The sequence below is a fragment of the Streptomonospora litoralis genome (assembly GCF_004323735.1).
Classification (GTDB): Bacteria; Actinomycetota; Actinomycetes; order Streptosporangiales; family Streptosporangiaceae; genus Streptomonospora; species Streptomonospora litoralis.
This window is the reverse complement of the sequence record NZ_CP036455.1, coordinates 4,693,159-4,708,798: the sequence shown is the minus strand read 5'-3', so window position 1 is coordinate 4,708,798 and position 15,640 is coordinate 4,693,159. Positions and strand designations below refer to the sequence as shown.

The 15,640-nt window shown below is 73.0% G+C and carries 10 protein-coding genes; 6 read left to right on the top strand and 4 right to left on the bottom strand.

The genetic code is table 11. The features are described 5' to 3' along the window. Positions 1-388 precede the first annotated feature (388 nt). Positions 389-4,000, bottom strand: a complete 3,612-nt coding sequence (gene mfd, locus EKD16_RS19785) for a transcription-repair coupling factor (RefSeq protein ID WP_131100110.1) — start codon at positions 3,998-4,000, stop codon at positions 389-391. A 628-nt stretch (positions 4,001-4,628) separates the two neighbouring features. Between mfd and cysC the strand changes: the two genes are divergently transcribed. Both cysC and EKD16_RS19775 read left to right on the top strand, forming a co-directional pair. After that, entirely contained in the window at positions 4,629-6,209 is a 1,581-nt protein-coding gene (gene cysC, locus EKD16_RS19780) for an adenylyl-sulfate kinase (RefSeq protein ID WP_242677073.1), read from the top strand. A 485-nt stretch (positions 6,210-6,694) separates the two neighbouring features. Then, on the top strand, positions 6,695-7,453 hold the full coding sequence (locus EKD16_RS19775) for a MazG family protein (RefSeq protein ID WP_131100107.1): 759 nt from the start codon (positions 6,695-6,697) through the stop codon (positions 7,451-7,453). Here the strand turns inward: EKD16_RS19775 and EKD16_RS19770 are convergent. Next, positions 7,419-8,882 carry an FtsW/RodA/SpoVE family cell cycle protein gene (locus tag EKD16_RS19770; RefSeq protein ID WP_131100104.1) on the bottom strand — a complete coding sequence of 488 codons (1,464 nt, stop codon included), beginning with the start codon at positions 8,880-8,882 and terminating at the stop codon, positions 7,419-7,421. The genes EKD16_RS19775 and EKD16_RS19770 overlap by 35 nt on opposite strands. Before the next feature lie 308 nt (positions 8,883-9,190). Beyond that, the gene (locus EKD16_RS19765) at positions 9,191-10,117 is read right to left on the bottom strand and encodes a sulfite exporter TauE/SafE family protein (RefSeq protein ID WP_131100100.1); all 927 of its coding nucleotides are present in this window, start codon (positions 10,115-10,117) and stop codon (positions 9,191-9,193) included. A gap of 580 nt (positions 10,118-10,697) precedes the next feature. Here EKD16_RS19765 and eno point away from each other — a divergent pair. Next, positions 10,698-11,981 carry a phosphopyruvate hydratase gene (gene eno / locus EKD16_RS19760; protein ID WP_131100097.1) on the top strand — a complete coding sequence of 428 codons (1,284 nt, stop codon included), beginning with the start codon at positions 10,698-10,700 and terminating at the stop codon, positions 11,979-11,981. 203 nt (positions 11,982-12,184) lie between these two features. Beyond that, positions 12,185-12,769: an FtsB family cell division protein gene (locus EKD16_RS19755; protein ID WP_242677072.1), complete on the top strand. Its 585-nt coding sequence runs from the start codon at positions 12,185-12,187 to the stop codon at positions 12,767-12,769. A gap of 53 nt (positions 12,770-12,822) precedes the next feature. On the opposite strand, the gene EKD16_RS19750 is transcribed toward EKD16_RS19755, so the two are convergent. After that, complete coding sequence (locus EKD16_RS19750) at positions 12,823-13,449, bottom strand: mycothiol-dependent nitroreductase Rv2466c family protein (RefSeq protein ID WP_131100091.1); 627 nt, start codon at positions 13,447-13,449, stop codon at positions 12,823-12,825. Between the two features lie 105 nt (positions 13,450-13,554). Here EKD16_RS19750 and EKD16_RS19745 point away from each other — a divergent pair, with 105 nt between their 5' ends. Then, positions 13,555-14,178 (top strand): DUF501 domain-containing protein, encoded by a 624-nt coding sequence (locus EKD16_RS19745; protein WP_131100088.1) that lies wholly within the window; start codon positions 13,555-13,557, stop codon positions 14,176-14,178. After that, entirely contained in the window at positions 14,175-15,209 is a 1,035-nt protein-coding gene (locus EKD16_RS19740; protein WP_131100085.1) for a Ppx/GppA phosphatase family protein, read from the top strand. Before EKD16_RS19745 ends, EKD16_RS19740 begins: the two co-directional genes overlap by 4 nt. Positions 15,210-15,640: the final 431 nt, after the last annotated feature.

Below are 15,640 nucleotides of genomic sequence, written 5' to 3'. Positions count from 1 at the left end.
GGTTACGGCTCGGGTTTGCTGTGCGGTCTTGAGGGCTGCCGGGTGATGGTGGCCTGACGGGAACGACGGGCACCCAGGACGGCGCAGGGGTCGGCCCGCGGTCATCGGGTCGGGTGCTCGCCGGTGGCGGTGCGTGGCGGGGCGGCTTGGCCCGTCTATCGTGAACCTATGGTCGCAGGTAAGCGTATTCCGCGGCCATAAGTTCGCGATCATCGCCGGATGGACCGGCATAGGGGACCTACCGGCGTCGGCGGGCCGGCTGGGTGTCGCCGTGCCCCCTACCGGGCCCGCGCAGGGTGGAGGCAGCGCGGCGGGGCGCGGTTGCGGGCGCTCGCATCGCCCGGGGGTCCGCCGGATCGGGGGCCTCAGGCCGACGCCCCTGCCACGACTACTGCTGGGTCTGCTTCGCGGGTTCGAAGAGGGCCTCGACCAGCTCCGAGCACCAGGTCAGCAGTTCCAGGTCACGCAGTTGGCGCCCACCGAGGCCGCCCGCCTTGGGTGCCGGCACCAGCAGCGTCTGGGCCGGCTCCTTGTAGACGGCCTTGGGGTAGAGCCGCCGCAGCCGCAGCCGCTGGGACTCGCGCAGCTCGACCGGCGCGAACCGGATCTGGCTGCCTTGCAGTACGACATCGGTGAGCCCGGCGTTCTTGGCCAGCACCCGGAACCGCGCGACCGCGAGCAGGTTGTCCACCGGCTGCGGTGGCGGGCCGTAGCGGTCGACCAGCTCCTCGCGCGCGGCGGCGATCTCGGCGTCGCTGGTGACCCCGGCGATGCGCTTGTACGCCTGCAACCGCAGCCGCTCGCCGGGCACGTAATCGTGCGGGATGTGGGCGTCGATGGGCAGTTCGACCTTGGTCTCGGGCTCCTCCTCGCCCGCGCCGGCATCACCCTTCAGCTCGCGCACGGCCTCACCGACCATGCGCACATACAGGTCGAACCCGACCCCCGCGATGCTGCCGGACTGCTCGGCGCCCAGGATGTTGCCGGCGCCGCGGATCTCCAGGTCCTTCATCGCCACGTACATGCCGGCACCGGTCTCGGTGTGCTGGGCGACCGTTGCCAGCCGCTCGTGGGCGGTCTCGCTCAGCGGGCGCTCCGGCGGGTACAGGAAGTAGGCGTAGGCCCGCTCGCGGCCGCGCCCCACCCGGCCGCGCAGTTGGTGCAGCTGGGACAGGCCGTAGGTGTCGGCGCGGTCGACGATCAGCGTGTTGGCGTTGGGCACGTCCAGCCCCGACTCCACGATCGTGGTGGAGACCAGCACGTCGTAGTTCTTCTCCCAGAAGTCGATCATCACGCGTTCGAGCTGCTGCTCGTTCATCTGGCCGTGTGCGTAGGCGACCCGGGCCTCCGGAACCAGGCTGCTGATCGACGCCGCGACCTTCTCGATCGAGGCCACCCGGTTGTGCACGAAGAACACCTGGCCCTCGCGCATCAGCTCCCGCCGCACCGCCGCGGCGATCTGCTTCTCCTCGTAGGGCCCGACGAAGGTCAGCACGGGGTGCCGCTCCTCCGGCGGAGTGAGGATGGTCGTCATCTCGCGGATGCCGGTCATGCCCATCTCCAGCGTGCGGGGGATGGGTGTGGCCGACATCGCCAGTACGTCGACCTGGGTGCGCAGCCGCTTCAGGGTCTCCTTGTGCTCGACGCCGAAGCGCTGCTCCTCGTCGATGACCACCAGCCCCAGGTTCTTGAACTTGGTCTCGCTGGAGAGCAAGCGGTGCGTGCCGATCACGATGTCGATCTCGCCCTTGCGCAGCCCCTCGCGGGTGGCCTCGACCTCGCCCTCGGTCTGGAAGCGGGACATGGGCTTCACAGTGACCGGGAACGAGGCGTAGCGCTCGCTGAAGGTCGACATGTGCTGTTGCACGAGCAGCGTGGTCGGCACCAGCAGCGCCACCTGTTTACCGTCCTGCACGGCCTTGAACGCGGCGCGCACCGCGACCTCGGTCTTGCCGTAGCCGACGTCGCCGCAGATGAGCCGGTCCATCGGGACCGACTTCTCCATGTCCCGCTTGACCTCCTCGATCGCGGCGAGCTGGTCGGGGGTTTCGGCGTAGGGGAACGCGTCCTCCAGCTCGCGCTGCCAGGGGGTGTCGGCACCGAAGGCGTGGCCGGGCGACGCCTGGCGGGCGCTGTAGAGCCGGATGAGGTCGCCGGCGATCTCGCGCACCGCCTTGCGGGCGCGGCTCTTGGTCTTGGCCCAGTCGGCCCCGCCCATCTTGGACAGAGTGGGGGCCTCGCCGCCGACGTAGCGGGTGACCTCGTCGAGCTGGTCGGTGGGCACGAACAGCCGGTCGCCGGGCTGGCCGCGCTTGCTGGCGGCGTACTCGATGACGAGGTAGTCGCGGGTGGCGCCCTGGATGGTGCGGCTGACCATCTCGATGTAGCGGCCCACACCGTGCTGCTCGTGGACGACGTGGTCACCCGACTTCAGCTGGAGCGGGTCGACCGTGCCGCGGCGTCGGCTGGGCATGCGGCGCATGTCGCGGGTGGAAGAGCGCTGGCCCGCCAGGTCGGTCTCGGTCAGCACGACCAGGCGCACCGAGCGCCACACGAAGCCGTGCTCGATCAGCCCGGTGGCAACGGTCGCCACGGCCCGGTCGGGCGCGGAGTCGACCTCCGTGCGCAGCTGGGCCCCCAACCCGGCGTCGCGCAGCATGGACACCAGTCGCTCGGCGGGGCCGTGGCCGGGGGTGAGCAGCACGACGCTCCAGCTGTCGTGCAGCCACGACTTGACGTCGGCCAGGGCGCGCTCGGTGTCGCCGCGGTAGGTGTCGGCGGCCGCGGCGCCCAGCTCCAGGCCGCCTTCGCCGCCGAAGTCGTCGGTCTCGCCCGCGGCGCCCTCGGGCGCGGCCGGCGCCGAGCCGGAGTCGAACGGCGAGATCGACCACCACGGCAGGCCCAGCGCGTCGGCGTCGGCGCGCACCTCCGCGATCGACTTGTAGGCCGAGCCGCCCAGGTCGATGGGCGCCTCGCCGCCCGAAGCGGCGTTGATCCAGGAGGCGTCGAGGAACTCGCGGCTGGTGGCCTCCAGTTCGAGGGCGCGGGTGCGGATCCGCTCGGGGTCGCAGCCGACGATGTGCGCGCCCTCGGGCAGGTAGGAGAACAGCGGCTCCATCCGGTCGGCCAGCACGGGGGCGAACGCCTCCATGCCCTCGACCGCGACGCCGTCGGCGAGCTTGCCCAGTACTTCGGCCAGGGACGGGTGCTGCTCGGCCAGCACGCGGGCGCGCTCGCGCACCTGCGGGGTCAGCAGCAGCTCCCGGCACGGCGGCGCGAACAGGCCGGAGGCGGCCTCGGCCTCGGAGCCTTCGGCGATCGAGCGCTGGTCGGCGACCTGGAAGTAGCGGATCTCCTCGACCTCGTCGCCCCAGAACTCCAGCCGCAGCGGATGCTCCTCGGTGGGCGGAAAGACGTCCAGGATGCCGCCGCGCACCGCGATGTCGCCGCGCTTCTCGACCAGGTCGGTGCGCGCATAGCCGGCGTCGACCAGCGACTGCACGACGTCCTCCAGCCCGGCTTCGTCACCCTGGCGCACGCGCACCGGGGTGAGGTCGCCCAGCCCGGCGACCAGCGGCTGCAGAACGCTGCGTACCGGTGCCACCACGACACGCAGCGGAGCGGTCAGCGGGTCGGCCGGATCGGGGTGGGCCAGACGGCGCAGCACGGCCAGCCGCTGCCCGACGGTGTCGGAACGGGGCGAGAGGCGCTCGTGCGGCAGGTTCTCCCAGGCGGGGAACAGCGCGACCGAGTTCTGCGGCAGCAGCGACCCCAGCGCCTCGGCGAGGTCGCCGGCTTCGCGCTCGGTGGCGGTGACCGCCAGCACCGGGCGCTCGGCGCCCGCGGGGGCGTCGGCGGCCAGGGCCGCGATCACGAACGGGCGCAGCGACGGCGGCGCGACGAGGTCGAGTCGGGGGTCATGGCCGGTCCGGGCGGTTTCGACCGCCTGGCTGAGTGCCGGGTCGTCGGAGACGACTTCCAGGAGTCCGAAGAGGCTCATATCACCAGAGGAAAGACTGTGGCAGTGGAATCGGCCGTGCTGCGCTCCGCGCGGCCCGCGGTGCTCCTGCAGTGCGCGGTCGAAGGGAGCGGGCTCCCGGTGCGTTCGGCGGCCGATCGCGGTGCGCCGCATGCGCGCGCTGCCGGGCCGGTCCCGCGGCGGGTCGGCGGGCTCCCCACAGGCAAGCCTACGCTCCCCGCCGCACGCGGGTGCACGGAGTCGGGTATCCGGGATGTGGCCCCGGTCATGTCCCTCCTTGGATGTCCTCGCGGAGCCGCCGCGGGCGGGCGGCACGGCTGCGGGGTTTCGGTCGGATCGGGCGCGGCGGCGGGGGCGGTGCGCCGCGGCCGCCGCGCGGTCTCCTCGCCGAGCGCGAGCGAGGGGTCGGATTCGTCGGAGGACCGGCCGGGTGCCCCTGCTGCTGCGGAGCTTCCCGCGTGGACGTGTTGTGCGGTGGACACCTGTGGTAACGCTGGGTCCGCCCGGGGTGTTCCCGGCGCCGGGGGCCCGCGAGAGGCGGGTGGTCCGAGCGGTCGGCGAGGAGCCCGCGGGCACGCGTGCCGTCCGTCCGGCAGGCGGCATACGCTGTTGCGCAGAAGAGACGGCGGTGAATGGTCGGGAGGCCGGGTTGAGCGACAGCAGGGACCGCAGCGAGGACGAGGCGGCGGCACCGGTGTTCGCGCCCGATCCGGTGAGCCTGGCCCACCTGGAGTCGATCCTGAGCGGAGCTTACCCGCTGACCGGGTTCATGACCCGCGAGGAGGCCGCCTCCGTAGCCAAGCACGGCCGTATGCCCGAGGGCACGCCGTGGCCGGTACCGGTCACCCTGCCGGTGCCCGACGAGCTCGCCGACGCCGACCGGCTGCTGCTGACCGACCCCGAGGGCGCCCCACTGGCCGAGCTGCGGGTCGGCCAGCGGTGGTGGTCCGGCGCCGAGGCGCTCCCCGGAGAGGACGGCGGCGCGGGTGCGCCCGGCCACCGGCTCGCCGGCGAGGTCCGCTTCGCCCAGCCGCCGGTCTACGGTGCCCTGCGCCACATGCGCGTATCGCCCGAGCAGGTGCGCGGCCAGCGCGAGCTCGCCGGCGACTCCGGTTTCCCGGTGCTGGCCGTGGTCACCGACCGCCCGCTGCACCACCGCGAGCTGCACCAGATCCGCACCGCGGCAGATGAGCTGGGCGGTGAGGGCCGAGCCGAGGTGCTGGTGGTCGTCGACGCGCCGCTGGAGAGCGAGGGCGTGGCGCCGGTGGTCCTGGCCGCCGAGCCGCTGCTGCCCGCACCCACGCGTTTCGTCGTGGCGACCCTGCCGCGCACCTTCGCCGGCAGCGCCGTCCCGCTGCCGGCCGAGCGGCGCGACCTGCTGCGCGCCCACGTCGCCCGCGCCTACGGTGCCACGCGCCTGCTGCTGGTCGACGAGCCCGGCGCCGCGGGGGCTCCGGTCCCCCAGGAGGCGCCGATCCCGGTGGAGCGCGCGCCGGAGTGGGTCTACGACAGCGGCGAGGAGCAGTGGCGCCCGGCCGCCGAGGCGGTGCCGGAGGCCGCGGCCGCCCTTCCAGGCGACGCCGAGGTCGAGGAGCTGCTGGCGCTCGGGCGCGGGCTGCCCGCCTGGTTCACCCCCGCGCGAGTCGCCGCGGAGCTGGCGCGCATCCGCCCACCCCGCACCGAGCGCGGGCTGACGGTCTTCTTCACCGGCCTGTCGGGGTCGGGCAAGTCCACGATCGCGCGCGGGGTCGCCGACGGCATCCGCCGGTCGGGCCGCACGCTGAGCCTGCTCGACGGCGACGTGGTGCGCCGGCTGCTCTCGGCGGGTCTGACGTTCTCCCGCGCCGACCGCGACCTGAACATCCGCCGCATCGGTTACGTGGCCGCCGAGATCAGCCGGCACGGCGGCGTCGCGGTGTGTGCGCCCATCGCCCCCTACGCCGCCACGCGCGCCGAGGTGCGGGCGATGGTCGAGGAGGTCGGCGACTTCTTCCTGGTGCATGTGGCCACTCCGCTGGAGGTCTGCGAGGCCCGCGACCGCAAGGGGCTTTACGCCAAGGCCCGCGCGGGGGAGATCCCGGAGTTCACCGGCATCTCCGATCCCTACGAGGAGCCCGCGGACGCCGAGTTGGTGCTCGACACAGAGGGCCGCACCGTGGGCGAGTCGGTGGCAGAGGTGCTGGCGGCGCTGCGCGCGGGCGGCTGGCTGCCGGCGGAGCCGGCGGCCTGAGGCCGCGTGGGAGGTTGCTGAGGGGAGTCCCGTACTCGGTGCGCGCCCGCAGCCGTCGTGTGGAAATTCCCAAACCAGAAACCGTTCTTTCGTAATTTGCGCACGAAGGCGCCCACCAAGCCCGGCAGAACGGACATGCGGACGCTCGATCTTCACCGAGGCTGTCCCTGGAACCGCTGTGGGCGCCGAAACCGTCCCTGAAGTCAGTCTCGGCGCGCCGTCGGGCGGGCCACCGGCGCGCACCCTGCCCGCTGGGCGCGGGGGCGCATCCGCGCCGCCGTTGCCGCCGCTTCTCTCCCAGGCCGCCCGCCGCTCGGCAGGCCACAAGGCCGCCCAGCGGACCCGAGCCGTCTCGCCGACGACCGAAGACATCGGACTCGCTCATCCTCACTCACCTAGGCTGGGCCGGGCGGCTCCGAAGCCCCCGTGGTCGGAGGCCATCCCGTCGAAGCCGCCGACAACCGAGTCGCAGAGAGGTGGAGCCGATGAGCGACCGCTCAGTCGGGACCGGTGGCGGCACCGGCGGCAGCGAGGAGAGCGCGGCGCCTTCGGCCCGCGGCAGCCGGGTGCTCGACCTGGTCGAGGTGATGGACGTGCTGCGGCGCGAGTGCCCGTGGGACGCCGCCCAGACGCACTCGTCGCTGGCCAAGTACCTCATCGAGGAGGCGTACGAGACCCTGGAGACCATCGAGCAGGGCGACCTGGCGACCCTGCGCGAGGAGCTGGGCGACGTGCTGCTGCAGGTGGTCTTCCACGCCCGCGTGGCCGAGGAGCGCGGCGCCGACGGGTTCACGGTCGACGACGTCGCCGCCGGCATCGTCGACAAGCTCACCCGGCGCCACCCGCACGTTTTCGGCGGAACCGAAGTCGAGGGCGCCGACGACGTCCGCGCGAACTGGGAGGAGATCAAGGCCGCCGAGCGCGCCGAGAAGGGCCGCGGCGATTCGATCCTGGAAGGGGTGCCGTTCGGCCAGCCCGCCGCTCTGCTCGCCTACGAGCTGCAGAAGCGGGCCGTCCGCAACGGCGTGCCCGAGGATCTGGTGGGCGACGACGGCCAGGGCGGGGGTGTGCTGTTCGCCGGGGTGGCCGAGGAGCGCCGCGCCGGCGCCGACCCGGAGCTGGACCTGCGTTCGGCGGCCCGCCGGTTCGACGCGCGCCTGCGCGCGGCCGAGGCGCAGGCGCGCGCAGAAGGGCACGATCCGCGCACGCTCACGCCCGAGCAGTGGCGCGCCTATTGGGACTGAACAGGACCGTCTGGCCCACCCGCGGGCCCGAGTCGGGCATGCCCGCGTCGTCGCGGGCCGGAACGGCGCTGCTGGGGCGGCGGGCGGTGTCGCTGAAGCGCAGCCACAGCCCCATGATCATCCACGTCGACACCAGGGACGACCCGCCGGCGGACAGGAACGGCGTCGTCATGCCCGTCATCGGGATCACCCGCGTCACCCCGCCCAGCACCACGAAAACCTGGAACGCCAGCAGAAAGGCGCTGCCCGAGACGGTGAGCTTGGCGAAGACGTCGCGGGAGGCCAGCGCGGTTCGATAGCCGCGCTCGGCGACCAGGAGCAGCAGCAGGAGGACGGCCATCAACCCGGCCAGGCCGAACTTCTCCCCGATGGAGATGAGGATCAGGTCGCTGTCGGAGGCGAAGATACCGGCGGCGCGGCCCCGGCCGAAGCCGACACCGGTCAGGCCGCCGTCGGCCAGCGCGAACAGCCCCTGCACGAGTTGGCGGCTGCCTCCGACGGCGCGGTAGGTCTCGGCGTCGAAGGGGTCGATCCAGATGGTGACGCGCTGGCGCACGTGCCAGAAGACGGCGTATGCCGCTGCCGCGCCGGCCAGGAACATCGCCAGGCCGATGCCGACCCAGGACTTGCGCCGGGTGGCGGTGTAGAGCATCGCCAAGAAGACGCTGAACAGCACCAGCGAGGTGCCCAGGTCGCGTGTTCCGACCAGCAGCAGGATCGCCACGCCCCAGGCCGTGGTCATCGGTCCCAGGTCGCGCATGCGCGGCAGGCTGAAGATCTTGACCGGGCCGACGCGCAGTTGGCGGGCGGCCAGTGCCAGCACGTCGCGCTTGTGGCCGAGGTAGCCGGCGAGGAAGACGATCAGCAGGATGCGGGCGAACTCCGAAGGCTGCACGGTGTAGCCGGCGAAGCCGATCCAGCGGCGCGCTCCGAAGACCTCGATGCCCACGACCGGCAGCATCGGCAGCATGATCAGCACGATCCCGGCGGTCAGGGTCAGGTAGCGGTAACGCTGCAGGCGCGCCGGCCGGCGCACCGCCGCCAGGACGCCGACGCAGGCCGCCATGCCCAGCGCCGTGAACAGCAGTTGGCGATCGGATTCGGCCGGGCCCGCGCCCGCTGCGGTGTGCAGGCCCCAGATGACGGTGAGGCCCACGCCGTTGAGGGCGGTGGCCACCGGCAGGATCAGCGGGTCGGCCCAGGGCGCCAGGAAGCGCAGCGCGATGTGGGCGGTGGCGGCGAGGCCGCCGAAGGCGCAGGTGTAGACGCCGAAACGGTCCGGCACCCGGCCGTCGATCTGCAGTCCGGCCAGGCTCAGGCTCAGCGCGAACACGCCGACAGCGAAGAGCGTCAGCACAAGTTCGGCGTTGCGGCGCCGGACGGGGACGCTCGGATGGGGGGCGTTCGCGCCGGGTGCGGGTGTGGCCATTCCGCCTCGCCTCGGGTTCGCCGGTAGGTCCCGCTCAGCGCCGCTGCGGCGCGCGGCCGCCGTGGAGCGGGACTTGCGGTGTCGCGAGGGGACGGGTCGGTCGGGTTGTGCCGGGTGGGTCGGTGCGGGCCCGCTGACGTACTACCGGGGCACTATAGGTCGGCCTAGGGCATCTTCCCCGCAGGCGCGTCCGAAAACGCTGTTTCGGGTGTAGGTACGGCAACGTCGCGCGGCACCGAAAGGAGTGGGTCCGCTGCCCTCGGTGGTGTGGGTAACGGGTATGGGTGCCCGCCGCGACCGCGCCGGTCTCAGTCGCCGGCTTCCGCGGCGGCGAAGTGCTCGGTGGCGGATGCGGCCGCCCGGCTCTCCCGCCGCTCGATGCGGTGCGCCCGCAGCGACCACGCCACGGCGCCCGCCCACACCAGTGCGACCGCGCCGTAGACGGCCGCGGACACGCCCGTGGAGGCGCCGACGGCATCACTGTCGAGCAGCACGCGGGTGTTGGTGAAGATGATCAGCCCGCCCACCAGGGATCCGAGCATGCGCGCGGGCACGTGGCTGGCCAGCCACGCGGCGATGGGGGCCGCCAGCAGGCCGCCCAGCAGCATGGCGGCCACCCAGGTGAGGTTGATGCCCCCCAGGCCGAGACCGATCGCGAATCCGATACTGCCGGCGATCACGACAGCCGATTCGCCCACGCTGATCGAACCGATTACCTTGCGCGGCTCCAGCCGCCCGCTGGCCAGCAGCGCCGACGTGCCCACGGGGCCCCATCCGCCGCCGCCGGTGGAGTTCATGAACCCGGCGAACAGGCCGACGGGGGCCAGGAACCCGGCGCGCAGCGGCCGCCCGAGGTCGGGCCGGGGCAGTTCGCGGAAAGTGAAGCGCGCCAGCAGGTAGGTGCCCAGGATGAGCAGGATCGTCGACATCAGCGGGCCCGCCGCCTCGGTGGACAGCCGGCTGAGGAAGACCGCGCCGACGAAGGCGCCCAGCGCTCCGGGCACGGCGATGCGCCAGACCACGGCCCAGTCGACGTTGCCGAACCGCCAGTGTGCGAAACCAGAGGCGATCTGGGAGCCCACCTGCGAGAGGTTCACGGTCGCCGAGGCGAGCGCCGGACTGGTGCCGATGACCAGCAGCGCGCTGGTGGTGCTGATGCCGTAGCCCATGCCCAGGCTGCCGTTGACGAGCTGGGCCAGGAGGCCGACGAAACCCAGGATGACGAGGGTCTGCATAAGCGGGCGGCCTTCCCTGGTCCGGCTGTCATCTCAACACCTCTATTTATACCTCTTTAGTAGGGATATGCGCTATGCCGCCGGTCGGGCCGAGCGCGCGGCCCTCCCGCGGCGGTCGACTCCGCCGGTGTTTCCCGCTGCGCAGCGGGTGTTCACGGGGAGTTCGACCGGTGTCGGCGAGACGTTTCGCTCGCCGGTCGGACTCGGGCATCCGGGCGTGTCGCGGCGCGGCCGCGGCACGAAGCTCCGATGCTTCGTCGCGGCTGCTCGCGCGGGGCGGAGCCGGGAGCGTGCCGGTATGGACTAGACCAATTTCCGGCGGCGGGGGAGACCGCGGCAGGGGCCACTCGCTAGGGTGTCGGTTGACGGGTCTGCAGGCGGACCGCGGCATGCGCGGCGCCGCCTGTGCGGGCGGTCGGCGGTAAGCGGCCGGCGCCCGTCGCACACGCCACACACGCCCTTGGCTCGGGGCGGATCGCACGGGGTGCGGGCAGGGCGCGCCAACAGGTGCGCGCCTGCCATGTCCCATCCGCGTAAGCGCTTGAGCCGGGACCGCACGCGAATCGAAGGAGTTGCAACGTTGTCGTCGATCGAGGCAGTGCAGGCGAGGGAGATCCTCGACTCCCGCGGTAACCCGACGGTCGAGGTCGAGGTCCTGCTCGACGACGGGACCACCGCCCGAGCGGCGGTTCCCAGCGGCGCGTCCACCGGGCGGTTCGAGGCGGTCGAGCTGCGCGACGGCGGCGACCGCTTCGGCGGCAAGGGCGTCGAGAAGGCGGTGGCCGCCGCCAACGACGACATCGGCGACGAGCTGCTCGGCTTCGCCCCCGAGGAGCAGCGGCTGATCGACCGCGCCCTAATCGAACTGGACGGCACCCCGGGCAAGTCGCGGCTGGGCGCCAACGCCGTCCTCGGCGCGTCGCTGGCCGTGGCCCACGCCGCGGCCGACAAGTCGGGCCTGCCGCTGTTCCGCTACATGGGCGGCCCCAACGCACACGTGCTGCCGGTGCCGATGATGAACATCCTCAACGGCGGCGCCCACGCCGACACCAACGTCGACATCCAGGAGTTCATGATCGCGCCCGTGGGCGCGGCGAGCTTCCGCGAGGCCGTGCGCTGGGGTGCCGAGGTCTACCAGGCGCTGAAGTCGGTGCTCAAGGCGTACGGCCTGGGCACCGGAGTCGGCGACGAGGGCGGGTTCGCCCCGAACCTCGACAACAACCGCGCGGCGCTGGACCTGATCATCGAGGCGGTGCAGAAGGCGGGCTACACGCCGGGCCGCGACATCGCCCTGGCCCTGGACGTCGCCGCCACGGAGTTCTACTCCGAGGGCGTGTACACCTTCGAGGGCAAGTCCCGCAGCGCCGAGGACATGGCCTCCTACTACGGCGAGCTGGCCGACTCCTACCCGCTGGTCTCCATCGAGGACCCGCTGGACGAGGAGGACTGGGCGGGCTGGGCCAAGCTCACCTCCGCCCTGGGCTCGCGCCTGCAGATCGTCGGCGACGACCTGTTCGTCACCAACCCCGAGCGCCTGCAGCGCGGCATCTCCGAGGGCGCCGCGAACTCGCTGCTGGTCAAGGTGAACCAGATCGGCACACTCACCGAGACCTTCGACGCCGTCTCGCTGGCCCAGCGCAGCGGCTACACGGCGATGATCTCGCACCGCTCCGGCGAGACCGAGGACACCACCATCGCCGACATCGCGGTGGCCACGAACGCCGGCCAGATCAAGACCGGTGCCCCCGCCCGCAGCGAGCGCGTGGCCAAGTACAACCAGCTGCTGCGCATCGAGGAGGAACTCGACGACGCCGCCCTCTACGCGGGCGTGTCGGCCTTCCCCCGCTTCCGTCCGCAGGGCTAACCTGTCCGGTCATGCCCGAGGTGCCAGAGCAGCCGAAGCGGCCTCGCCCGACCAGGGCGCGGCCGTCGGCCTCTGGTGCCTCCGGCCGGAGTGCCGGTGACGCGGCGTCGTCCGGCGGGCGGCGCCCGCCGGCGCGTCCGCGTCCGGCCGAAGGCTCCGGCGCAGACGCCGAGGCGATGGGCTCGGCCTCCGGGGACTCCACGGTGGTGCCGATCGATGCCGCGCCGTCGTCCAAGGCCCGCGGGGCGGCCACGGGCCGCTCGGCGGCCCGGGGCTCGGCGCCTTCCGACGCCCGGCGTGCGGGCCGCGGCTCGTCCGGCTCGGGCGGGAAAGGGGGCGGCTCGTCCGGCTCCGGCGGGAAAGGAAGCGGCTCGGGCGGCGGACGCAGCCGCCCCGCACTGACCAGCCGCGCGGCCATCCTGGCCCTGGTCATCTGCGTCATCGCGCTCAGCCTGGCCTACCCCCTGCGCGAGTACCTGGCCCAGCGGGCGCGGATCGCCGAGCTGCGCGAGGAGCAGGCGCAGACCGAACAGGCCGTCGCCGACTTGCGCGAGCGCCGCGAGGAGCTGCGGGACCCCGCCTACATCGAGCGCGAGGCCCGCACCCGGCTGCACTACCAATACCCGGGCGAGCGCGCCTATGTCGTCGTCTCCGACGAGGACGATCAGGGCGCCGACGGCGGCGCCGACTCCGGCGAGCCGTGGTTCGACCGCCTGTGGAAGTCGGTGCTGGAAGCGGACAAGCCGAAGGAGGAGCGGACCGTGCCCGAGGCGGAGCCGACCGACTGACACGATCGCCGGGGACCGGTTACCACCCCGGCGCCCGGCCCTGCGGAGCCGAGTCAAGTCGGCCCGGAGATCTCGGCCTGCGGCGGCCCCTTGACGGTGTGGAACCCGGGCGTGCCGGCCACCAGTACCGCCCCGTCCCACAGCCGTCCGGCGTCCTCGCCGCGCGGCACCTGGGAGATCACCGGGCCGAACAGCGCGGCCGCCCGCCTCCCGTCGGGCGCCGTCGCGGCCAGCACCGGGCTGCCGATGTCGCCGCCGACCAGCCCGTAGCCCTCCGCGTGCGAGGCGCGGAGGGCGCCGTCGTAGGCGTCGGAGGTTCCCACCCGCGCCAGTTCGGCGGGCAGGCCCGCGTGCGCCAGCACCTCCGCGAAACCCGCGACCGGGTCGTAGGAGCCGCCGCTTTCGCGGGAGGCCCACAGTGCGTCGTAGAAGCGGCCCAGCGCCTCGTGTCCGTGCTCCACCTGCACAGCGGCGCAGATGCGCGCCGGGATCCACAGGTAGCCCTCGGGATCGCCTTCGGGATCGTCCTCGCGGCCCTCGTTGAGGACAGCCAGACTCATCACCCGCCAGCGCACGCTGATGGGCCGCACCTGGGTGGCCTCCATCAGCCACCTCGCGGTGACGCGGGTATAGGGGCACGACGGGTCGAACCAGAGATCCGCGGTCCAGGTGTCTGCCATGCCTGCGATGCTAGTGCCCGGCGCCGCGGCGGCGCCGTCACCGCGGGGAGCGTCGGCCCGTCGGCGTGCGTGGCGGGTGCTGCCAGGGGCTACGCTGAAGGCGCCATGACTTCCGCCGAACACGCCGCATCCGCCGACCGCTTTCCCGCCGCCGACGCCGCGGCGGTGCGGCGGCAGCTGGGCCGCCCCCCGCGCGGGTTGCGCGCCGTGGCCCACCGCTGCCCGTGCGGCCTGCCCGACGTGGTGCGCACGGCGCCGCGGCTGGAGGACGGCACGCCGTTCCCCACCCTCTACTACCTCACCTGCCCCCGCGCGGCCTCGGCGATCGGCACTCTGGAGGCCGGCGGGCTGATGCGCCGGATGCAGGAGCGGCTGGCCGAAGACCCCGAGCTGCGCGCCGCCTACGAGCGCGCCCACCGCGGCTACCTGGCCGAGCGCGCCGAGCAGACCGCCCGCGACGGCTCCGCGCCGCTGCCCGAGGGCATGCAGAGCGCGGGCGGTATGCCCGAGCGGGTCAAGTGCCTGCACGCTCTGGTGGCCCATGAGCTGGCGCGGCCGGGGGCCAACCTCTTCGGCCGCGAGGCCCTGGACGCCCTGCCGAGCTGGTGGGAGGACGGCCCGTGCGCCTGCGCGGACCGCGAGGACGCGGCCGCCGGTTCCTCCGGCGGCACCGCCCGGGGCACCGGGCCGGGCGGGCGAGACGACGACACCGAGGGGACGACCAGGTGACCACTGTGGCCGCCGTGGACTGCGGCACCAACTCCATCCGGCTGCTGGTATCGGCACTGATCGGGATGGAGGACGGCGAGGTCCAGCTCGTCGATCTGGAGCGGCGCATGGAGGTCGTGCGGTTGGGCCAGGGTGTCGACCGCACCGGCGAGTTCACACCCGAGGCGCTGGAGCGCACGTTCGCCGCGCTGCGCACCTACGCCGAACTGATGCGCGAGAACGGCGTCGAACCCGGGCCCGATGCCGTGCGCATGGTGGCCACCAGCGCCACCCGCGACGCGGGGAACCGCGAGGAGTTCATCGAGGGGGTGCGCGGGATCATCGGCGTCGACCCCGAGGTGATCACCGGTGACGAGGAGGCCGAGCTGTCGTTCATCGGCGCGACCGCCGAGCTGGAGGGGACCGACAGCGGCCTGGACGCGCCGTTTCTGATCGTCGACATCGGCGGCGGCTCCACCGAATTCGTGCTGGGCCACCGCGATCCGCAGAACGCGCCCGCCGATGCGGGGCCGGTGCGGGCCGCGCGGTCGGTGGACATCGGCTGCGTGCGGCTGGCCGAGCGCCATCTCACCGACGACCCGCCGAGCGCACAGCAGATCTCGGCCGCGACGGCCGACGTCGACGCCGCCCTGGACGAGGCGGCCGCAACCGTCCCGCTGGAGGCGGCCGGTTCGCTGGTGTGCGTGGCCGGGACGGCCACCACGGTGGCGGGCATCGCCCTGGACCTGCCCGAGTACGACCCCGAACGCATCCACCACTCCTGGGTGCCCGCCGAGCGGGTGCACGAGATCGCCCGGGAACTGCTCGCGATGACCCACGGACAGCGGGCGGCGATCGGCGTTATGCACCCGGGCCGCGTGGACGTGATCGGCGCCGGCGCGCTGATCCTCTCGCGTGTGGTGACCCGCACGGGGGCGGCCGGGTTCGTGGCCAGCGAGCACGACATCCTCGACGGCATCGCCTGGGGGCTGTGTCTGGACTCCCCCGAGGACGGCGCCGAGCACACCGCCGAGGGCTCCGGCGGAGCCTGAGGACCACCGGTCCGCGCCCGCACCCGGCCCCGGGCGGTCGGGTCGCGGCTGCATCACGGCATCCGATCCGCCGCCGCGGGGTGAGCCTGCGCGGGCGGAGCGCGCAGTCCGCTTCAGTGCCTCGCGAAAAGCGCCGTGCGCTGGGACGGGGACACCGAGGCCGGTGTGACGCCGGTCGGTGGCATCGGTGAGACGCATCACGGGCGATCTGGCACGTGAAAGCCTTCACAAGCGTCCTGACCTGCACATATGACTGTTTGAGTGGCCTTATGATGGTCTAAACCTGTCCCCGGTCTCCCTTTTATGTTACGGGGGGCTTGTGAAAGGATGCACAAGCAAGGCGAGGGAGGAACCCTCGACTCCCCTGGCAAAGAAGAGCATTCTTTCCGTCGAAAGCCGACCGGGAACATGCCAGTCAACGAAGACTTACC

Bases quoted from the DNA above. Each gene is read 5' to 3' on its own strand.
- EKD16_RS19745 (WP_131100088.1), top strand. From the start codon at position 13,555: ATGACTTCCGCCGAACACGCCGCATCCGCCGACCGCTTTCCCGCCGCC.
- EKD16_RS19770 (WP_131100104.1), bottom strand. From the start codon at position 8,882: ATGGCCACACCCGCACCCGGCGCGAACGCCCCCCATCCGAGCGTCCCC.
- mfd (WP_131100110.1), bottom strand. From the start codon at position 4,000: ATGAGCCTCTTCGGACTCCTGGAAGTCGTCTCCGACGACCCGGCACTC.
- EKD16_RS19775 (WP_131100107.1), top strand. From the start codon at position 6,695: ATGAGCGACCGCTCAGTCGGGACCGGTGGCGGCACCGGCGGCAGCGAG.
- EKD16_RS19765 (WP_131100100.1), bottom strand. From the start codon at position 10,117: ATGCAGACCCTCGTCATCCTGGGTTTCGTCGGCCTCCTGGCCCAGCTC.
- EKD16_RS19750 (WP_131100091.1), bottom strand. From the start codon at position 13,449: ATGGCAGACACCTGGACCGCGGATCTCTGGTTCGACCCGTCGTGCCCC.